This window comes from Pseudomonas sp. X4, from assembly GCF_040784925.1.
In the GTDB taxonomy this organism is placed as follows: Bacteria; Pseudomonadota; Gammaproteobacteria; order Pseudomonadales; family Pseudomonadaceae; genus Aquipseudomonas; species Aquipseudomonas putida_Z.
In genome coordinates this window covers 4,330,604-4,347,706 of sequence record NZ_CP160798.1, presented here as the reverse complement: position 1 = coordinate 4,347,706, position 17,103 = coordinate 4,330,604, and the positions used below count along the sequence as shown (strand labels likewise).

16 protein-coding genes are annotated in these 17,103 nt (G+C 65.2%); 11 read left to right on the top strand and 5 right to left on the bottom strand.

What is annotated here, in order from left to right:
* The first annotated feature begins 61 nt into the window (after positions 1 to 61).
* The 7 genes from ABX298_RS19415 to ABX298_RS19385 all read left to right on the top strand — a co-directional run bounded on the left by ABX298_RS19415 (position 62) and on the right by ABX298_RS19385 (position 8,408).
* Positions 62 to 1,810 (top strand): sigma-54-dependent Fis family transcriptional regulator, encoded by a 1,749-nt coding sequence (locus ABX298_RS19415; protein ID WP_367393502.1) that lies wholly within the window; start codon positions 62 to 64, stop codon positions 1,808 to 1,810.
* A gap of 452 nt (positions 1,811 to 2,262) precedes the next feature.
* A complete protein-coding gene (locus tag ABX298_RS19410; RefSeq protein WP_075044528.1) occupies positions 2,263 to 3,327 on the top strand; it encodes an ornithine cyclodeaminase in 1,065 nt (354 codons plus the stop codon).
* A 182-nt stretch (positions 3,328 to 3,509) separates the two neighbouring features.
* A complete protein-coding gene (locus tag ABX298_RS19405; RefSeq protein ID WP_367393501.1) occupies positions 3,510 to 3,989 on the top strand; it encodes an Lrp/AsnC family transcriptional regulator in 480 nt (159 codons plus the stop codon).
* 435 nt (positions 3,990 to 4,424) lie between these two features.
* The gene (locus ABX298_RS19400) at positions 4,425 to 5,735 is read left to right on the top strand and encodes a C4-dicarboxylate transporter DctA (RefSeq protein WP_003260726.1); all 1,311 of its coding nucleotides are present in this window, start codon (positions 4,425 to 4,427) and stop codon (positions 5,733 to 5,735) included.
* A gap of 44 nt (positions 5,736 to 5,779) precedes the next feature.
* A complete protein-coding gene (locus ABX298_RS19395) occupies positions 5,780 to 6,484 on the top strand; it encodes a FadR/GntR family transcriptional regulator (protein ID WP_025338408.1) in 705 nt (234 codons plus the stop codon).
* 16 nt (positions 6,485 to 6,500) lie between these two features.
* Positions 6,501 to 7,169: a GntR family transcriptional regulator gene (locus ABX298_RS19390; protein ID WP_025338407.1), complete on the top strand. Its 669-nt coding sequence runs from the start codon at positions 6,501 to 6,503 to the stop codon at positions 7,167 to 7,169.
* Positions 7,170 to 7,346: 177 nt separating this feature from the next.
* On the top strand, positions 7,347 to 8,408 hold the full coding sequence (locus tag ABX298_RS19385; RefSeq protein ID WP_367393500.1) for a hypothetical protein: 1,062 nt from the start codon (positions 7,347 to 7,349) through the stop codon (positions 8,406 to 8,408).
* 124 nt (positions 8,409 to 8,532) lie between these two features.
* On the opposite strand, the gene ABX298_RS19380 is transcribed toward ABX298_RS19385, so the two are convergent.
* The gene (locus ABX298_RS19380) at positions 8,533 to 8,961 is read right to left on the bottom strand and encodes a PACE efflux transporter (RefSeq protein WP_075044526.1); all 429 of its coding nucleotides are present in this window, start codon (positions 8,959 to 8,961) and stop codon (positions 8,533 to 8,535) included.
* 102 nt (positions 8,962 to 9,063) lie between these two features.
* Here ABX298_RS19380 and ABX298_RS19375 point away from each other — a divergent pair, with 102 nt between their 5' ends.
* Both ABX298_RS19375 and mcpA read left to right on the top strand, forming a co-directional pair.
* A complete protein-coding gene (locus ABX298_RS19375) occupies positions 9,064 to 9,942 on the top strand; it encodes a LysR family transcriptional regulator (protein WP_367393499.1) in 879 nt (292 codons plus the stop codon).
* A 142-nt stretch (positions 9,943 to 10,084) separates the two neighbouring features.
* Complete coding sequence (gene mcpA / locus ABX298_RS19370) at positions 10,085 to 11,971, top strand: methyl-accepting chemotaxis protein McpA (protein ID WP_025338403.1); 1,887 nt, start codon at positions 10,085 to 10,087, stop codon at positions 11,969 to 11,971.
* Between the two features lie 112 nt (positions 11,972 to 12,083).
* On the opposite strand, the gene ABX298_RS19365 is transcribed toward mcpA, so the two are convergent.
* The 3 genes from ABX298_RS19365 to ABX298_RS19355 all read right to left on the bottom strand — a co-directional run bounded on the left by ABX298_RS19365 (position 12,084) and on the right by ABX298_RS19355 (position 14,918).
* On the bottom strand, positions 12,084 to 13,148 hold the full coding sequence (locus ABX298_RS19365; RefSeq protein ID WP_075044523.1) for a hypothetical protein: 1,065 nt from the start codon (positions 13,146 to 13,148) through the stop codon (positions 12,084 to 12,086).
* Between the two features lie 243 nt (positions 13,149 to 13,391).
* Positions 13,392 to 13,769 carry a RidA family protein gene (locus ABX298_RS19360; protein WP_075044522.1) on the bottom strand — a complete coding sequence of 126 codons (378 nt, stop codon included), beginning with the start codon at positions 13,767 to 13,769 and terminating at the stop codon, positions 13,392 to 13,394.
* Between the two features lie 12 nt (positions 13,770 to 13,781).
* Complete coding sequence (locus ABX298_RS19355; protein WP_367393498.1) at positions 13,782 to 14,918, bottom strand: NAD(P)/FAD-dependent oxidoreductase; 1,137 nt, start codon at positions 14,916 to 14,918, stop codon at positions 13,782 to 13,784.
* 114 nt (positions 14,919 to 15,032) lie between these two features.
* On the opposite strand from ABX298_RS19355, the gene ABX298_RS19350 reads away from it, so the two are divergent.
* Together ABX298_RS19350 and ABX298_RS19345 are read left to right on the top strand one after the other, a co-directional pair.
* Positions 15,033 to 15,626 carry a helix-turn-helix domain-containing protein gene (locus tag ABX298_RS19350; protein ID WP_075044520.1) on the top strand — a complete coding sequence of 198 codons (594 nt, stop codon included), beginning with the start codon at positions 15,033 to 15,035 and terminating at the stop codon, positions 15,624 to 15,626.
* Positions 15,627 to 15,769: 143 nt separating this feature from the next.
* On the top strand, positions 15,770 to 16,555 hold the full coding sequence (locus ABX298_RS19345) for a sulfite exporter TauE/SafE family protein (RefSeq protein ID WP_046616814.1): 786 nt from the start codon (positions 15,770 to 15,772) through the stop codon (positions 16,553 to 16,555).
* Positions 16,556 to 16,558: 3 nt separating this feature from the next.
* On the opposite strand, the gene ABX298_RS19340 is transcribed toward ABX298_RS19345, so the two are convergent.
* Positions 16,559 to 17,098, bottom strand: a complete 540-nt coding sequence (locus tag ABX298_RS19340) for a histidine phosphatase family protein (RefSeq protein ID WP_367393497.1) — start codon at positions 17,096 to 17,098, stop codon at positions 16,559 to 16,561.
* Between the last annotated feature and the right edge of the window lie 5 nt (positions 17,099 to 17,103).

Sequence of the window (17,103 nt, the reverse complement as noted above, 5' to 3'; positions counted from 1 at the left end):
CAACCGTGCACGACACTGAACAGCGGTCGGCCCCATGACAACAATCACACAGGACAGGCCCATGGCCGCATCCGCTTCGCCCCACGCCCAACAGATCCAGGCCTCCTGGGCCCGCTGCCGCGACCACGGCCTGCAACCCCAGCACGCCCCGGACTTCGACTGCCTGACCCGCGCCGAGCTGAACGCCCTGCTGGAGCAGCGCCAGGCCCTGCTGCGCCTGACCCGCGAAGCGGTGCTGCCGCAATATGCGCACCTGCTGGGCAATGCCAGCTACCTGGTGATGCTGGCCGATGCCAGTGGCTGCCTGCTCGACAGCTGGGGCTCGCGGCGGTTCATCGAGCCGCGCCAGCAGCATGGTTTCAGCGCCGGTGCCCACTGGCACGAGCGCGGTGTCGGCACCAATGCGCTGGGCACCGCGCTGGTCTGCGCCGAGGCGATTCACGTTGGCCAGGACGAGCACTTCCTGCGCCAGAACCGCTATATGTCCAGCGCCGCCGCGCCGCTGTTCGACGCCGAGCGCCAGCTGGTCGGGGTGCTCGATGTGGCCAGCGACGGCTACCTGCCCGCCAGCCAGACCCTGGGCCTGGTACGCATGATGGGCCAGAGCCTGGAGAACCGCCTGATCCTCGCCAAGCATGCCGACCAGCACGCGCAACTGATCTTCAACAGCGCCTCCGACAACCTCGACAGCCCTTGGGCCGGCCTGCTGGTGTTCGATGAGCACGGGCAGGTGCTGGCCGCCAATCACCGGGCCGACACCCTGCTCGGGGGCAACCCGCTGCAGCAGAACATCGCGCAACTGTTCCAGTTGCCCCTGCAACAGCTGCTCAGCCATCCCCGGCAACAGCCCTTCGCCCTCCAAGCCACCGGGCGCAACCGCTTTCATTGCCAGTGGCAGCCGCCGCGCGAGGCCCCCAGCCGCCCCGCCGCCAGTAGCGCCGAACCACGCCTGGAGAAGGCCCTGGCGCAGGCCGGCCTGCTGCTGGAAAAGGACATCCCGGTGCTGGTGCAGGGGGAGACCGGCGTAGGCAAGGAGGTATTCGTCGATACCCTGCACCGGGCCAGCAGCCGCGCCAGCCAGCCGCTGATCGCCGTCAACTGCGCGGCGATCCCGGCCGAGCTGGTGGAGTCGGAACTGTTCGGCTACGACAAGGGCGCGTTCACCGGTGCCCACCAGAAGGGCAACCCGGGGCTGATCCGCAAGGCCCACCACGGCATTCTGTTCCTCGACGAAATCGGCGACATGCCGTTGCCCACCCAGGCCCGCCTGCTGCGCGTGCTGCAGACGCGCAGCATCCAGCCATTGGGCAGCGGCGAACCGGTGGCGGTGGATATCCGCGTGGTGTCGGCGAGCAACCGCGACCTGGCCGAAGAAGTGCGCGCCGGGCGCTTTCGCCAGGACCTGTATTACCGCATCGCCGGGCTGGCGGTGGTGTTGCCGCCGCTGCGCGAGCGCAGTGACCGCCGGCAACTGATCGAGCAGGTGCATGCGCGCTACCGCGACCCCGGGCAGCCTGCGCGGCTGCCTGCGGCCATTATCGAACTGCTCGATCAGCACCCCTGGCCGGGGAATATGCGTGAGCTGGTGAGTGTGCTGCAGGTGGCGCTGGCCTTGGCGGGTAATGGGCCGGTTGGCGTCGAGCACCTGCCTGCAGGATTTCTGGCCGAGTTGCAGGCCCCCGTGCTGCATGCCACTGAGGAAGCGGACCTGCACGCGCTGGTGGAGCAAGCCAACGGCAACCTGTCGGCGGTGGCGCGCGGGCTTGGGATCAGCCGCACCACGCTGTACAAGCGGTTGCGTGAGCGATGATTGCCTTTGCCTGTACTGGCCTCATCGCCGGCAAGCCAGCTCTCATAGAACTGCACATAAGTCATTGAGTTAGCAGGGACCCTGTGGGAGCGGCTTTAGCCGCGAACACCGGCGCAGCCGGTGCCATGCACCGCGTTGGATTCTTCGCGGCTAAAGCCGCTCCCACAGGGTACGAGGATCGCTCGCGAATTCAGTTATCTGTGCGACAGCACGGCCCAAAGGGCTGGGCTATCTCCTACAGCGCCGCTCTCAAGGCCTGTGATATCCCTGTGGGAGCCGGCTTGCCGGCGATAGGGCCGGCCCAGGCAGCCACAGCCGATTCGGCTGCCAGCGCAGCGAAATCAGCCAAAGCCGCTGCCGCCACAACCCATTACAGCCAGCTTTACCTCCCCACCCGCCGCACAATGAAACCAGAGCCCACTCTGGAAGCGTCGACCGCAGGGAGACCCCTCATGACCCGCTATATCGATGTGCAAGACCTGGCCCGCCTGGTCAACCGCAAAGGCCTGCCCACGTGCCTGCTGGAAATGGCCGAGTACATCCGCCAGGACTACCTGCGCTGGCCTGTCTTCGAAAAGTGTGCCCGGGTGGCCAACCATTCAGCGGATGGCGTGATCGAGCTGATGCCAATCTCGGACGCCAGCCGCTACGCTTTCAAGTACGTCAACGGCCATCCGAAGAACACTCGCCATGGCCTGCCCACGGTGATGGCCTTCGGCGCCCTGGCGAGCGTCGATACCGGTGCACCGTTGCTGCTCAGCGAAATGACCTTGACCACCGCCATCCGCACTGCCGCCACCTCGGCCCTGGCCGCCCGCTACCTGGCGCGCGAAGACAGCCGCAGCATGGCGTTGATCGGCAATGGCTCGCAAAGCGAGTTCCAGGCCATCGCCTTCAATGCCCTGCTGGGCATCGATGAAATCCGCCTGTACGACATCGACCCGGCCGCCTCGGCCAAATTGGTCGCCAACCTGGCCAACCGACCCGGCCTCAAGCTGAGCATCGCCAGCTCCGTGGCCGAAGCGGTACGCGGGGCCGATATCGTCACCACGGTGACCGCCGACAAGGCCTGCGCCACCATTATCACCCCGGAGATGATCGAGCCGGGCATGCACCTGAACGCCGTGGGCGGTGACTGCCCGGGCAAGACCGAGCTGCACCGGGCGATTGTCGAGCGGGCCCGGGTGATCGTCGAGTACGAGCCGCAGAGCCGGGTGGAAGGCGAGATCCAGCAGATGCCGGCTGACTCGCCAGTGACCGAGTTCTGGCGTGTGGTTGCCGGGGAAGCCAAGGGGCGTGAGCGCGCCGAACAGGTGACGCTGTTCGACTCGGTGGGGTTTGCCCTGGAGGATTACTCGGCCTTGCGCTATGTGCTGGATACGGCGCAGGCACTGGGTATCGGCACGGACATCGGGCTGGTGCCGGTGCTGGAGGATCCGAAGGATTTGTATGGGTTGTTGCAGCCGCGGGTGGTGGAGTTGCGGGCAGTAAACAAGGCTAACTCCGTCTGTGCCTGATAGACCTTGGGGCTGCTGTGCAGCCCTTTCTGCGACACAAGGCCGCTCCCACAAAAGTCCGCCGCCATTTCGAATGGATGCGCGATCCCTGTGGGAGCGGCCTTGTGTCGCGATGGGCCGCGCAGCGGCCCCCTTTACCGCCTAACCTGTCCCATGCCCTCTTCCGAACGAAGCCCAAGCGCATGGACACCAAGGACGCCAACGCCCACCCCCTCGACCGCATCGACGAAGCGATCATCGACATCCTGCGCCATGACGGCCGCATCACCTTCGAGAAGCTCTCCAGCCTCGTCCACCTCACCCCCCGCCCCTGCCTGGAGCGTGTACGCAAGCTGGAGCGCCGTGGCGTGATCCGCGGCTACGGGGCGATCATCGACCAGCAGAAGGTGGCGCCTGGGGTGTCGCTGCTGGTGCTGGTCGCCCTGTCCAACCAAAGCGGGCGGGCCGCGCAGAAGGCCTTCGAAGCCACCCTGCGCAACTGCCCGGAAGTGCACGAGTGCCAGCTGATCAGCGGCCACTTCGACTACAGCCTGCGCCTGCGCTGCCGCGACATGGAACACTACCGGCTGCTCAGCGAAAGCTGGATGAACGACGACACCCTGCACATCGACAAGCTGGTCGCGCACCCGGTACTGGCCGAGGTCAAGCCAATGGCTCGCTGACGCGCTATCAAGAGTCGCGCCATTGCGCCGGGCGCGGATTCTACGAGGTCATCCGCATAATGCTAACCCTTATGAATCATGGTGTTATCGAAAATATGGAAGTCGGCATGGCGCTTGGCAAGCTGATTGCAACGGTGCCCGAGGCACTGGCCAAAGCCTGATCTGATTCATGTGCGCACGCGGTTCGCCGCAGCGCTTCACCTGCGAACGGCCGCACTACGGCCCGATCAACCAGACGCACCGAATTAGAGCGAGGCAGGCTGGATTGCCCCACAACTGGTCAGACCGGTAAGGCCAAAAATCCTTGCAATGTCGGATTTTTCGCGCTTTCATGGCTTCGCGCTGAACAAACCGGTAAGACCACAATAATTAAGTCCTGCGCTCTTTCGCCCCGTGCGGCTACCGAAGCAAGGACACCGATCAGAGATCCCTCCCATGCTCAAATGGTGCTCGCGTTCGATCTTCCTTCAAGTCGTGCTCGGCCTTGCCCTCGGCATCGCCTGCGGTCTCAGCTTCCCCGACCTTTCCCTGCAACTCAAACCCCTTGGCGACGGCTTCATCAAGCTGATCAAGATGCTCATCGGCCTGATCGTGTTCTGCGTGGTGGTCAGCGGTATCTCGGGCGCCGGCGACCTGAAAAAGGTCGGGCGCATCGGCCTGAAGTCGGTGATCTACTTCGAAGTGCTGACCACCCTGGCGCTGGTGATCGGCCTGGTGTTCGCCTTCACCAGTGGCATCGGCAGCGGCGCCAACATCCACCTGGACCAACTGTCCAGCGCCGACGCCAGCAGCCTGGCCGAGCGCGGCCAGCACATCCACGGTGCCACGGCATTCTTCATGGACCTGATCCCCACCTCGGTGATCGGCGCCTTTGCCGACAACAACATCCTCCAGGTGCTGCTGTTCTCGGTACTGTTCGGTAGCGCGCTGAACCTGGTAGGTGACTCGGCAGCCGGCATCTCGCGGCTGATCAACGAACTGAGCCACGTGATCTTCCGCATCATGGGCATGATCGTGCGCCTGGCACCGATCGGCGTGTTCGGTGCCATCGCCTTCACCACCAGCAAGTACGGCCTGGAATCGCTACAACACCTGGGCGGGCTGGTGGCGCTGTTCTACCTGACCTGTGCCGGCTTCGTACTGATCGTGCTGGGCACGGTCATGCGCCTGTCGGGCCTGAAGCTGCTGCCACTGATCAAGTACCTGCGTGAAGAGCTGACCATCGTGCTGGGCACCGCCTCGTCCGATGCCGTACTGCCACAGATCATGCGCAAGCTCGAGCACCTGGGCATCGGCAGCTCCACCGTCGGCCTGGTGATCCCCACCGGCTATTCGTTCAACCTCGATGGTTTCTCCATCTACCTGACCCTGGCCATCGTGTTCATTGCCAACGCCACCGGCACGCCACTGGCAATGACCGACCTGCTGACCATCCTGCTGGTATCGCTGGTGACTTCCAAGGGCGCTCACGGCATCCCAGGCTCGGCGCTGGTGATCCTTGCCGCTACCCTGACCGCCGTGCCGGCGATCCCGGTGGTCGGCCTGGTACTGGTACTGGCGGTGGACTGGTTCATGGGCATCGGCCGGGCGCTGACCAACCTGATCGGCAACTGCGTGGCCACCGTGGCCATCGCCCGCTGGGAGAAGGACATCGACCTGGAACGCGCGCACAACGTGCTCGACGGCAAACCCGGCTTCGCCCCCACGCCACGCAAGCAGCCCAACCCCCATCAACAGGAATTCTGAGCGAACGTGGCCGGCACTGATGCCGGCCCTTCCAGGAGCGAACCGTGATCAGCTCATCTACCGTCGTCAACTCAGTGGTGGAAAAACTGCGCCAGGCCCTCGCCCGAGGCCAATGGCGTACCGGCGACATGCTGCCAGGCCAGCGCGAGCTGGCGGAACAACTGGGTATCAGCCGCCCCAGCCTGCGCGAAGCGGTGACCGTGCTGGAAACCCTGGGCCTGGTGCGTTCGCTGCCGGGCAAGGGCGTGCTGGTGCTGGATGCCGATGCCGCCGCCCAGGAACCGGGCGTGGACACCAGCGCCGCAGCCAGCCTGGCCGACGTGCTGGAGCTGCGCTACACCCTAGAGCCCTTCATCGTCGGCCTGGTGGCGCAGTCGGCCAACAGCCAGGACATCGGCCAGCTGCGCCTGACCCTGATGGACATGCGTGAAGCGCTGGAGGCCGATGACAGCGAAGCCGGCGTCAGGGCCTACATCGCCTTCCATGAAGCGCTGTTCGCCCTGACCACCAACCCGATCTTCCAGAGCGTGGTGCAACAGACCGGCAATGCCCTAAAGCAGAGCGCCGACATGCTGCGCAATTCGCCAGAGCACCTGGCCGCGCGGCTGAAGGAAAACGAAGCGGTGGTGCGCGCCATACGTGAGCGCAGCAGCGCCCAGGCCAGTGCCCAGATGCGCCAGCACATCCTGGCCGAAGGGTTGCGCATGGGCATCCCGTTGAACATCCCGGACGAACACCCGCATCCATGACCCCAGGAGAGCGACCATGAACGCCGCCCCTCACTTGCCGGCCCTGCTCGCGGCCGGCGAAACCCGCCTGTCGGCCGAGCAGATCTACCCGCGGCTGTTCGATGCCATTCTCGAACAGCGCCTGCCACCTGGCAGCCTGTTGCCCGAACAGGCGCTGGGCCACGCCTTTGGCGTCAGCCGTACAGTGATCCGCCGCGTGCTCGGGCGCCTGTCCGACCAGCAGGTGGTGGTGCAGCGCCCCAGCCACACTGCGCATCTGGCCGCACCCGACCCGGAGCAGGCCCGCCAGGTGCTCAGCGCCCGGCGCCTGGCCGAAACCACGCTGATCACCCTGGCCGCGCAACGCGCCCGGCCTGTACAGATTCGCCAGCTGCGACAACTGGTGGAGCGCGAGCGCCAGCACCATGAGAACGGCGAGCGTTGTGCGGCGATCCGCCTGGGCGGCGAGTTTCACCTGAAACTGGCACAGGTGGCCGCCAATGCGCCACTGGCACGGTTCCTCAACGGCCTGGTGCCGATGACCTCGCTGATCATCGCCCGCTACGAGTCGCCATGCTGCGACCACTGCGCGTGGCAGGAACATGCGGCGATCATCGATGCCGTGGAGCACGGCGATGCCGAGGCGGCACTGGGGCTGATGCACAAGCATCTCGACCGCCTGGAAGAAAAGCTCGACCTAGAGTAATCGGGGACGCTGCGCGTCCCATCGCCGGCAAGCCAGCTCCCACAGGTTTCGCGCTGTTCTCGAGGTCATCGCGGTCCCTGTGGGAGCTGGCTTGCCGGCGATGGGCTGCACGGCAGCCCCCTCAACCCCACCCTATACTCCGAGAACCACCCCAGCCTCTATCAGGGAGGCGGTTGCGTGAGCACTCGAGTCCTCCTGCTGCTGTGCCTGCTGCTGGCCCTGGCCGGCTGCGCAGGCAAGCCCCCACCTGTCCCGCCACCACCGGTGGTGCTCACCCCCGCCGCCTGGCAACGCATCGACCAGGAACTGATCGAAGCCTCGCTCGGCGCCGCCAGCTCGGCCAACGACTATGCCCGGCGCTCCATGCGGGTGTGGAAGGAACAGGTACAGCAGCGCACCGAAAGCGACTTCATCCCCTGGTTCACCGGCTACTGGACCCAGCAGTGGCTGACCCTCAAGGTGGCCTGGTACAAGATCGACAGTGGTGAAGGCCGGGAGCCGGCGGAAAAGCGCCTGGCGCTGTACCTGCAGGAGCAGTACCACAAGCGGGTGATCGAACCGGTGGCGGAGCAGATCAACCCCGAAGGCATCCGCGACCGTGCCAGCGAGCTGTACCTGCAACTGCTCGGCCAGCAGCTGCCGGCCATCATCAGCCGCTACAACGCGCCCCCCGAGCAGTTCAGCCAGCGCCTCAACCGCATTCCCGCAATCGCCCTGGGGCCGCCGGATGCGCGCAATGCCAGCCTGTACCAACTGCTACGGGCCAAGTCGCTGGCCCAGCAACCGGCCTGGCAAGCCATGCGCCAGCACCTGCACCAGCAGGCCAGCAAAGGCCCCGGGAGGACCGATGTCGGGCTGAACTCGGTGGCCAACCAGGCCAGCGAAAAGCTCGGCGCCACCCTGGCCCCGCGCGGCATCGCCAGTGCCGTGGCGTCGGCGGTGGGCAAGGTGGCGGGGGCGATGATTTCGATTGCGGCGGCCGGTTACGGGATGATGACCCATGACCGCGAACACCCGCAGATGGTCGAGCAGTTGCGGGTGATCCTCAACGTGGCGCTGAACCAGGAATGGCAGGAGCTGATGGAGAACCGCCAGAGCGGGGCCATGTCGGGGGTGTACTACCTGTCGGGGCAGGTCGAGGACAGCTTGCTGGCCAGTGCGCCGCGGCCGGCGGAACAACCGGTTGAGCAGCAGGTGAAGCAGCAGCAGGAGCCTTTGATCATTCGCCTGCCACCCTAGTGGTTGACTGTTCCGGCCTCTTCGCGGGTAAACCCGCTCCCACAGGGTCGCCCACTGCCTTCAAGGCCTGTGATATCCCTGTGGGAGCGGGTTTACCCGCGAAGAGGCCGCCACAGGTAACGCATCAGGTCGTAGCCAACGCAGAACTGGGCAAGCCAAAGATCCGGTCGAACGCCCAGTTGTAGGCAAAGGTGTAGCACGGCACCAGCACGATAAACGCCATGTCCACCAGCAACGCCTCCAGCAATGTCATGTCCAGCCACCAGGCAATCAGCGGGATCAGGTACACCACCAGGGTCAGCTGGAAGCCGATGGCATGCGCCACCCGCCGAGCCACACTGCGCCCGCGCTTGGCCTGGCGACTCTCCCACCACTCGAACAGGGTGTTGTAGATCAGGTTCCAGAGCATGGCGATGGTGGTGATCATCACCGCCAGAGGCCCGGTATGCGACGCTTGGGTGTCCGACAGGTAGGCCAGTCCGAGGGTCGACATGCACAGCCCGATCAGTTCATAGAAAGTCACGTAGACCAGTTTGCGTTTGAGTCCCTGCACCCGGGGTTACCTCCAATGACAAAAGCGATGGGGCGCGATCATGCTTCATCATGCTTGACAGCAAAAGTCAGCAGCTGTCAGATCTACTGACAGGAGACTGCCATGAACTTTTCCAGCGACAATATCCAGCTGTTTCTCGCCGTGCTCGACCGCGGTTCGTTTTCCGCCGCCGCGCGCGCCCTGCAGCGGGTGCCTTCGGCCGTGAGCATGGCCATCGGCAACCTCGAGGCCGAACTGGGCTACCCCCTGTTCGAACGCGGCCCGCGGGAAGTCCGCCCGACCGCCCAGGCCATGGCGCTGGAACCCCATGCCCGGCTGATCGCCGAGCAGTTGGGGCTGCTGCAGGTGCATGCCCTGGAGCTGTCCCAAGGGCTGGAGAGCAGCCTGACCCTGGCGGTGGTGCCGGACATCGACCACCGCCCGCTGCTGGCGGCCATCGCTCGCCTGGGTGAGCGGCACCCGCTGCTGGACATCGCCTTGCTCAGCGCCCCGCAGGAAGAGGCCGTGCGCCTGCTGGACAGCGGCCGCGCCGACCTCTGCGTGGCCTTTGCCGGGCTGCAGGTCGATGCCCGGCGCGGCTTCCAGCACATCGGCATGGAGTCGCTGGTGGCCACCCTGTCCCCCGCCCACCCGGCCCTGCGCGAGGGGCGTATCCACTACCTCGAAGACCTCACCCGGGTGCGCCAGATCCTGGTGCGCAGCCGTGACCTGCCGCTGGCCGACCCACGCCCGTTGATAGGCGCCACGCACTGGTCAACCGACAGCTTCGACCTCGCCCTGCAGATGGTGGAGGCCGGCCTGGGCTGGGGCGACCTGCCGCTGTCGCGGGTCGCGCCACTGCTGGCCAGCGGGCGCCTGGTGCGCCTGGATTTTCGCAACACCCGCAACGAGCTGCAGTTGCCGGTACACATCTTCTGGCGCAAGCAACAACCGTTGCAGCAGGCTGCACGCCTGTTGATCGAGCAGTTGTGTAGCCAGTGAATGCCGTCCGTCGAAATGACCGTAAGAAATTTCTGTAAGCACTTCAATCTTTTACCCCTTGAGCCGATATCCCGAACGATAGGTTGCGCAATGCGTCATGAGCGCGATGCGCCCTCCCCTCATTGGCCCAAGGTCTCGAAACATGAACCTGAAATTTCGCCACAAGATCCTGCTCAGCGCCTGCGGCGTCGTGGTCCTGGCATTTGCCCTGTTCACGCTCTACAACGACTACCTGCAACGCAACACCATTCGCCAGAACATCGAAGCTTCGGTGCAGCAGTCCGGCGCACTGACCGCCAGCAGCGTGCAGAACTGGATGAGCGGGCGCATCCTGGTCCTGGAAAACCTGGCCCAGGACATCGCCCAGCAAGGTGCCGGCGACACCCTGGCCGGGCTGATCGAGCAGCCGTCCTATACGCGCAATTTCCTGTTCACCTACCTGGGCCAGGCCAACGGTGTATTCACCCAGCGCCCCGATACACAGATGCCGGCCGGTTACGACCCACGTCAGCGCCCTTGGTACGGCGCCGCGGCAAGCGCCGGGCAGACCGTGCTGACTGCCCCGTACCAGGGTGCTGTCGGCGGCCTGATGGTCACCATCGCCACGCCGGTGAAAAGCAAGGGCAATGGCGAGCTGATCGGTGTGGTCGGCGGTGACGTCACCCTCGACACCCTGGTCGAGATCATCAACTCGGTCGATTTCGGCGGCATCGGCCACGCCTTCCTGGCCGACAGCAATGGCCAGGTGATCGTCAGCCCCGACAAAGACCAGGTGATGAAGAACCTCAAGGACATCTACCCCGGCAGCAACCTGCAAGTCGCCGCCGGCATGCAGGATGTCACCCTCAATGGCCAGGACCGCATCATCTCCTTCGCCCCGGTGGCCGGCCTGCCTTCGGCACAGTGGTACATCGGCCTGTCGATCGACAAGGACAAGGCCTACGCCGCGCTCAGCCAGTTCCGCACCTCGGCGATCATCGCCATGCTGATCGCCGTGGCGGCCATCGCCGGCCTGCTCGGCCTGCTGATCCCGGTGCTGATGAGCCCGCTGACCACCATGGGCCGCGCCATGCGCGACATCGCCGAGGGCGAAGGTGACCTTACCCGCCGCCTGACCGTGCAGAACAAGGACGAGTTCGGCGAACTGGCCACTTCGTTCAACCGCTTCGTCGAGCGCATCCATGCCTCGATCAGCGAAGTGTCCTCGGCAACCCGCCTGGTGCACGACCTGTCGGAAAAGGTGGTCAATGCCTCCAATGCGTCGATCACCGGTTCCGAAGAGCAAAGCATGCGCACCAACAGCGTGGCCGCAGCGATCAACGAACTGGGTGCCGCCACCCAGGAAATCGCCCGCAACGCCGCCGATGCCTCGCAGCATGCCAGCGGTGCCAGCGAGCAGGCCCACGGTGGCCGTGAAGTGGTCGAAGAAGCGATCAGCGCCATGACCGCCCTGTCGCAGCGCATCAGCGAGTCCTGCGCGCAAATCGAAACGCTCAACGCCAGCACTGACGAAATCGGCAAGATCCTCGACGTGATCAAGGGCATCTCGCAGCAGACCAACCTGCTGGCGCTGAACGCCGCCATCGAAGCAGCCCGTGCCGGTGAGGCCGGCCGTGGCTTTGCCGTGGTGGCCGACGAGGTACGCAACCTGGCGCACCGCACCCAGGAGTCGGCGGAAGAAATCCACCGCATGATCACCAGCCTGCAGGTAGGCTCGCGCGAAGCGGTGCACACCATGAACACCAGCCAGGTTTCCAGCGAGCAGACCGTGCAGGTGGCCAACCAGGCCGGCGAGCGCCTGGCCAGCGTGACCCAGCGCATTGGCGAGATCGATGGCATGAACCAATCGGTGGCTACCGCTACCGAAGAGCAGACCGCCGTGGTCGAGAGCCTCAACCTGGACATCACCCAGATCAACGCCCTGAACCAGCAAGGGGTGGAGAACCTCAACGAGACCCTGCGCCATTGCGACCAACTGGCCCAGCAGGCCGGGCGTCTGAAGCAGCTGGTAGGCAGCTTCAGGATCTGATGGCCCAAGGGGGCGCTCTGCGCCCCAATCGCGACGCAAGGCCGCTCCCACAGGTGCCATGCGATCCTTGTGGGAGCGGCCTTGTGTCGCGATCGGGCTGCGCAGCAGCCCCCTACGCCACCGCCGCTTTAACCACTTTGCTCCGCCGGACCCAGGCCAGCAGCACCGCAGCCATCAGCACGAAGCCCAGGTAACCGAACAGCGGGTACACCTCACCCACCAGGCTGATGAACCCCACCAGGCTGCAGCCGAATGCCACCACCCCGGTCACCACCGAGCCCCAGCGAAACTTCGCCGTCCCCGCCGGCATCAGCCGCGAGAGAAACGAGAACAACGTACCCACCGCGGTGTTGACGATCATGCCGAAGATGATCAGGCACATCACCAGCCCCAGCAGTGGCGATACTTCGTTGGCGATCGACAGCATCGGCATCGGCAGGTCAGCCACGCTGTCCAGGCGCGACAACAGCCCGGCACTCATCACCAGCATCAGTCCGCCCAGTGCTGCACCACCGAGCAACCCACCCCATACCGCCGTTCTCTCGCCCTTGGCCGAGCCGCCCAGGATGGCCAGGATCGGCGCGCCGGCAACGATGTTGTACGACACGTACAGGAACGCCCCCAGCAGCCAGTGACGGGTGCCCGCCTGTTGCTGGCTGGCCAGCTGGTCGAGCTGGGCGAAGCTCTGCTCCCGGCTGAACACGGCGTACAACGCAATCGCCGAGGCCACCAGGATCAGCAACGGCGTGATGGCACCAATGGCGAGGATCACCTTGCGCACATCCAGGCACACGATGCCCACCACCACCAGCGTCACCATCACGCTGCCGGCCAGCGCCGGGATGCCGAACTGCTGCTCCAGCAAGGCACCACCACCGGCCAGCATGACCACGGTGACGGCAAACATGAAAAAGGTGATCAGCCAGTCGACGAACAGGCCCAGGTGACGGCCGCAGATGGCCTGAATCACGTCCTTGTGCGAAGTGGCCTGCTGGCGATTGCCCAGCCCCGCCAGGGCCATGCCGAGGAAGGTGAACAAGGCTGCGCTGACCAGCGCACCGACCAGCCCCCACACACCGAAATCGACAAAGAACAACAACAGTTCCCGCCCCGAAGCGAACCCCGCCCCCACGATCACGCCGACAAACGCGCCGGCAATCTTCAGCTGCTCTTGCATGTGAACCTCTGGATTTATTGTTGTTTTGCTTTTTGGCGGGCAATTCAGGCCGCCGCTCCTACAGGTAATCCACCGTCCTTGAATGCAACGCTGGCCCTGTGGGAGCGGGTTCACCCGCGAAGCAGGCACCGCGCTGCATGGCACCGGCTACGCCGGTGTTCGCGGGTGAACCCGCTCCCACAGGGCCAGGCAATCTTGCAGGTTTTGCGCAAGACAGTTGTTCATGCGCAGATTTCTGCCCGGTCAGGTGTCGCCGACAAACGCCTGCACTTCGATCTCCACATCCACCCCCAGCGCCAATGCCGAGGCCACGGTCGAGCGCACCGGCAGCGCTGCGCCGAAGAACTCCTTGTACACCTCGTTGAAGCCGGCGAAGTGGCTCATGTCCGACAGCCACACCGTGGCCTTGACCACCTGGTCGAAACGCGCGCCGCAGGCCGCCAGGCTTTCGGCGATGCGCTCGCAGGCGGCGCGGGTCTGGGCCTGGATGTCACCGCGCACCACTTCGCCGCCGGCACTCATCGGCACCTGGCCGGACAGGAACAGGAAGCCGCCGGCTTTCACCGCACGGGAGAACGGGAACGGCAGGCTGCTGGGGAAACGCTGGATATCATTGCTCATGGGATGCTCCTTTCAGGATTGCTGGAAACGGGCCGGGGACAGGCGCTCGGGCGCCACCCCCTGGCTGACAAGGCCAGGACACAGGGGCTGGCCCAGCAGCAGGTCGGCAGCCAGGCGCGAGGCGCCCGCAGCCGACTGGATGCCATAGCCACCTTGTGCCGCCAGCCAGAAGAACGCTGGCGCGTGCACATCGAAACCGATCACCAGGTCGCCGTCGGCGACGAACGAGCGCAGCCCGGCCCAGGTGTGGCTCGGCCGGCGGATCGCCAGGGTGGTCATGGCCTCGATGTTGTAGATGCCCAAAGCCACGTCGAGCTCCTCGGGCGCGGCGTCCTGGGGTTCGACCGGGTCGGCATTGGCCGGCGAACCCAGCAGCTGGCCGGCGTCGGGCTTGAAGTAGAAGCTTTCGTCTACGCCGATTACTGCCGGCCAGCGGGCGAAGTCCTGGTCTGCCGGGCCGGGGAAGGTAAAGGCACTGCGCCGGCAGGGTTGCAGGCCGATACGCGCCACGCCGCACTGCTCAGCCACACGGTCGGCCCAGGCGCCAGCGGCATTGACCAGCTGGCGCGCCTGTATGCGGCTGCCATCGCCCAGCTGCACCTGCCACAGGTCATCCAGATACCAGGCCTGGACAAGCTCGGCGTTGCAGCGCAGTTCGCCGCCAGCGGCGCGATAGCCACGCAAGAAGCCTTGGTGCAGGGCATGTACGTCCAGGTCCATGGCCCCCGCCTCGAGCACCGCGCCGGCGAGGTTCTCGCCACGCAGGCTCGGCACCAGGGCCAGGGCGGCGTCGCGGTCGAGCAGGCTGACCTCGGTGCCGTTGACCAGGTTCTGCGCAAGGGTCTGCTCGAGCAGCGTGCGCTGTTCCAGGCTGGCGACGTACAGGCAGCCACGCGGTTCAAGCAGCGGGTGCTCGCAGAAACCCTGCGGTGGTGCTTCGTAGAAGGCCCGGCTGGCGCGGGTCAACGCCTGGATCTGCGGGGTGCCGTAGGCCTCCATGAACATGGCTGCCGAACGCCCGGTGGAATGGTAGCCAGGCTGTGCCTCGCGCTCGAGCAGCAGCACCTTCTGCTGGCCGGCCAGGCGATAGCCCAGAGATGCACCGGCAATGCCGGCGCCGATGATCAGGGTGTCGTAGATCGGGGTCATGCACGCTCCTGCCAGGCTAATTATCATTTATGAGAATTCTAATATATGAGAATTTACGAATACGCAAGGGTCCAAGGTAAGATGCCCGACCAACGCCGTATGCCGAGACCCCCAATGCCCGCTGCCCTACCCCTGCTGGACCGTGCCGTAGTCGGCCAGCGCCTGCGCCAGGTGCGCAAGGCGCGCCAGATGACCCTCAAGCAATTGTCCGAAGCCAGCGGCGTACCGCTGTCCACCTTGTCGAAGATGGAACTGGCGCAGGTCTCGGTCAGCTATGAAAAACTGGCCGCTGCCGCCCGGGCGCTGAATGTCGACATTGCCCAGCTGTTGCGCGCCAGCGGCACGGTCACGGCACCGGCACCGGTGACCGTGGTGGTCGATTCACTGCCGGCGGCGGCGGGCTACTCGACCGGCACCTATGACTACCACCCGATCGCCGGCGACTTCCCCGAACGGCGCATGACACCCGCTTATGCCCGCATTATTGCCCGTGAACGCGGCCAGTTCGACGATTTTATCCGCCACCCCGGGCAAGAGTTCGCGTTGGTGCTGAGCGGGCGCGTTCGTATCGAGTTCGAAACCGGCGAAGCGGTGAGCATCGGGCCGCAGGAGACGGCGTATTTCGACAGCCAGGTGGGGCATATCTACCTGTCGGAAAGTGACGATGGCGCAGATGCACATGTGATGGTGGTGATGACTGATCGCTGACTCGGTGCTGCCTGCCGGCGATAGGGCCCTGACAGGCAAGCACCCGGTTATAACCTAATAACGAACAAGTCTATTTGGCTATAAAAAAATCTATATGCTGGGCTGCATCCGATAACGGGCAAAGTTGGGCAGTCGAGTAGCGTATGGATGTAGGTTCTTTCGGTTTCACCATTGCGGGCCTGGTCGTGGGTTTCATCGTCGGAATGACCGGCGTCGGTGGCGGCTCGCTGATGACCCCGATCCTGTTGTGGTTTGGCATCAGCCCGGCAACAGCCGTCGGCACCGACCTGCTCTACGCCGCCATCACCAAGGCCAGTGGCGTCTGGGTGCATGCGCGCAACAAGAACGTCGACTGGAAGATCACCGGCCTGCTCAGCCTGGGCAGCGTGCCCGCTGCGGCGCTGACCCTGTGGTTCCTCAGCACCCTGCACACCGACACCTCGGCGCTCAACGCCGTCATCAAGCAAGGCCTGGCGGTGGTGCTGATCCTGACCGCGCTGGCCATCCTGTTCAAATCGCGCCTGCAGGCCTTCGCCAGCCGCCATGCCGGTGACCACTACCACCTCAGCGACCGCAGCCTGAACATCCTTACCGTGCTCACCGGCGTGGTGCTGGGGGTGATGGTCACCCTCACTTCCATCGGTGCTGGCGCACTGGGTACCGTGGCGCTGTTCCTGCTGTACCCGTTCCTGGTCACCCGCCGCCTGGTCGGTACCGAAATCGCCCACGCCGTGCCACTTACCCTGGTGGCGGGCCTGGGCCATGCCGGCATGGGCAACATGGACTGGTCGCTGCTGGGCTACCTGCTGCTGGGCTCGCTGCCAGGCATCTACCTGGGCAGCCACCTCACCGGGCGGATTTCCGACCGCGTGCTGCGTCCGTGCCTGGCGGCGATGCTGCTGCTGATCGGCTACAAGCTGGCGTTCTGACCTTCAGCCCAGGCGCAGGCGCCACTGCCCGGTAAAGCTCAGCTCCAGGCGCGACAGCGGCAACACGTCGACCCGCTGACTGGCGCTCATCGGGCAGCCAAGTACGTGCACCAGCGCAGCGCGCATGACCATCGGGTGGGTAACCGCCACCCATTCACCTGGCCTGTCGAAGGCCCCCAACCAGGCGGCAATGCGCTGGCAAAGCACGGCGAACGACTCGCCGCCGTGCACATCACTGGCCGGGGCCTGCAGCCATTCGGCCATCGCCTGCGGTTGCTCGGCCTGCAATTGCTTCAGCGTCAGCCCTTGCCAACACCCCAGGTCGCAATCGGCCAAGGCCGGCTCGACCTGCACCGGCCCCGAAAACCACGCCGCCGTCTCGCAGGCTCGCCGCTCTGGTGCAGTCAGCACCGGCACACCGGAAAGGTCGGCGAAAGGCTGCTGGCCCAACGGCAGGATGCCGTCGTCGGCACGGTGCAGGCGCCCGGTCTTCTGGGCCTGGGTAAGGGCGTGGCAGATCAGGGTCAGGCGGACGGCTTTCACCGGGT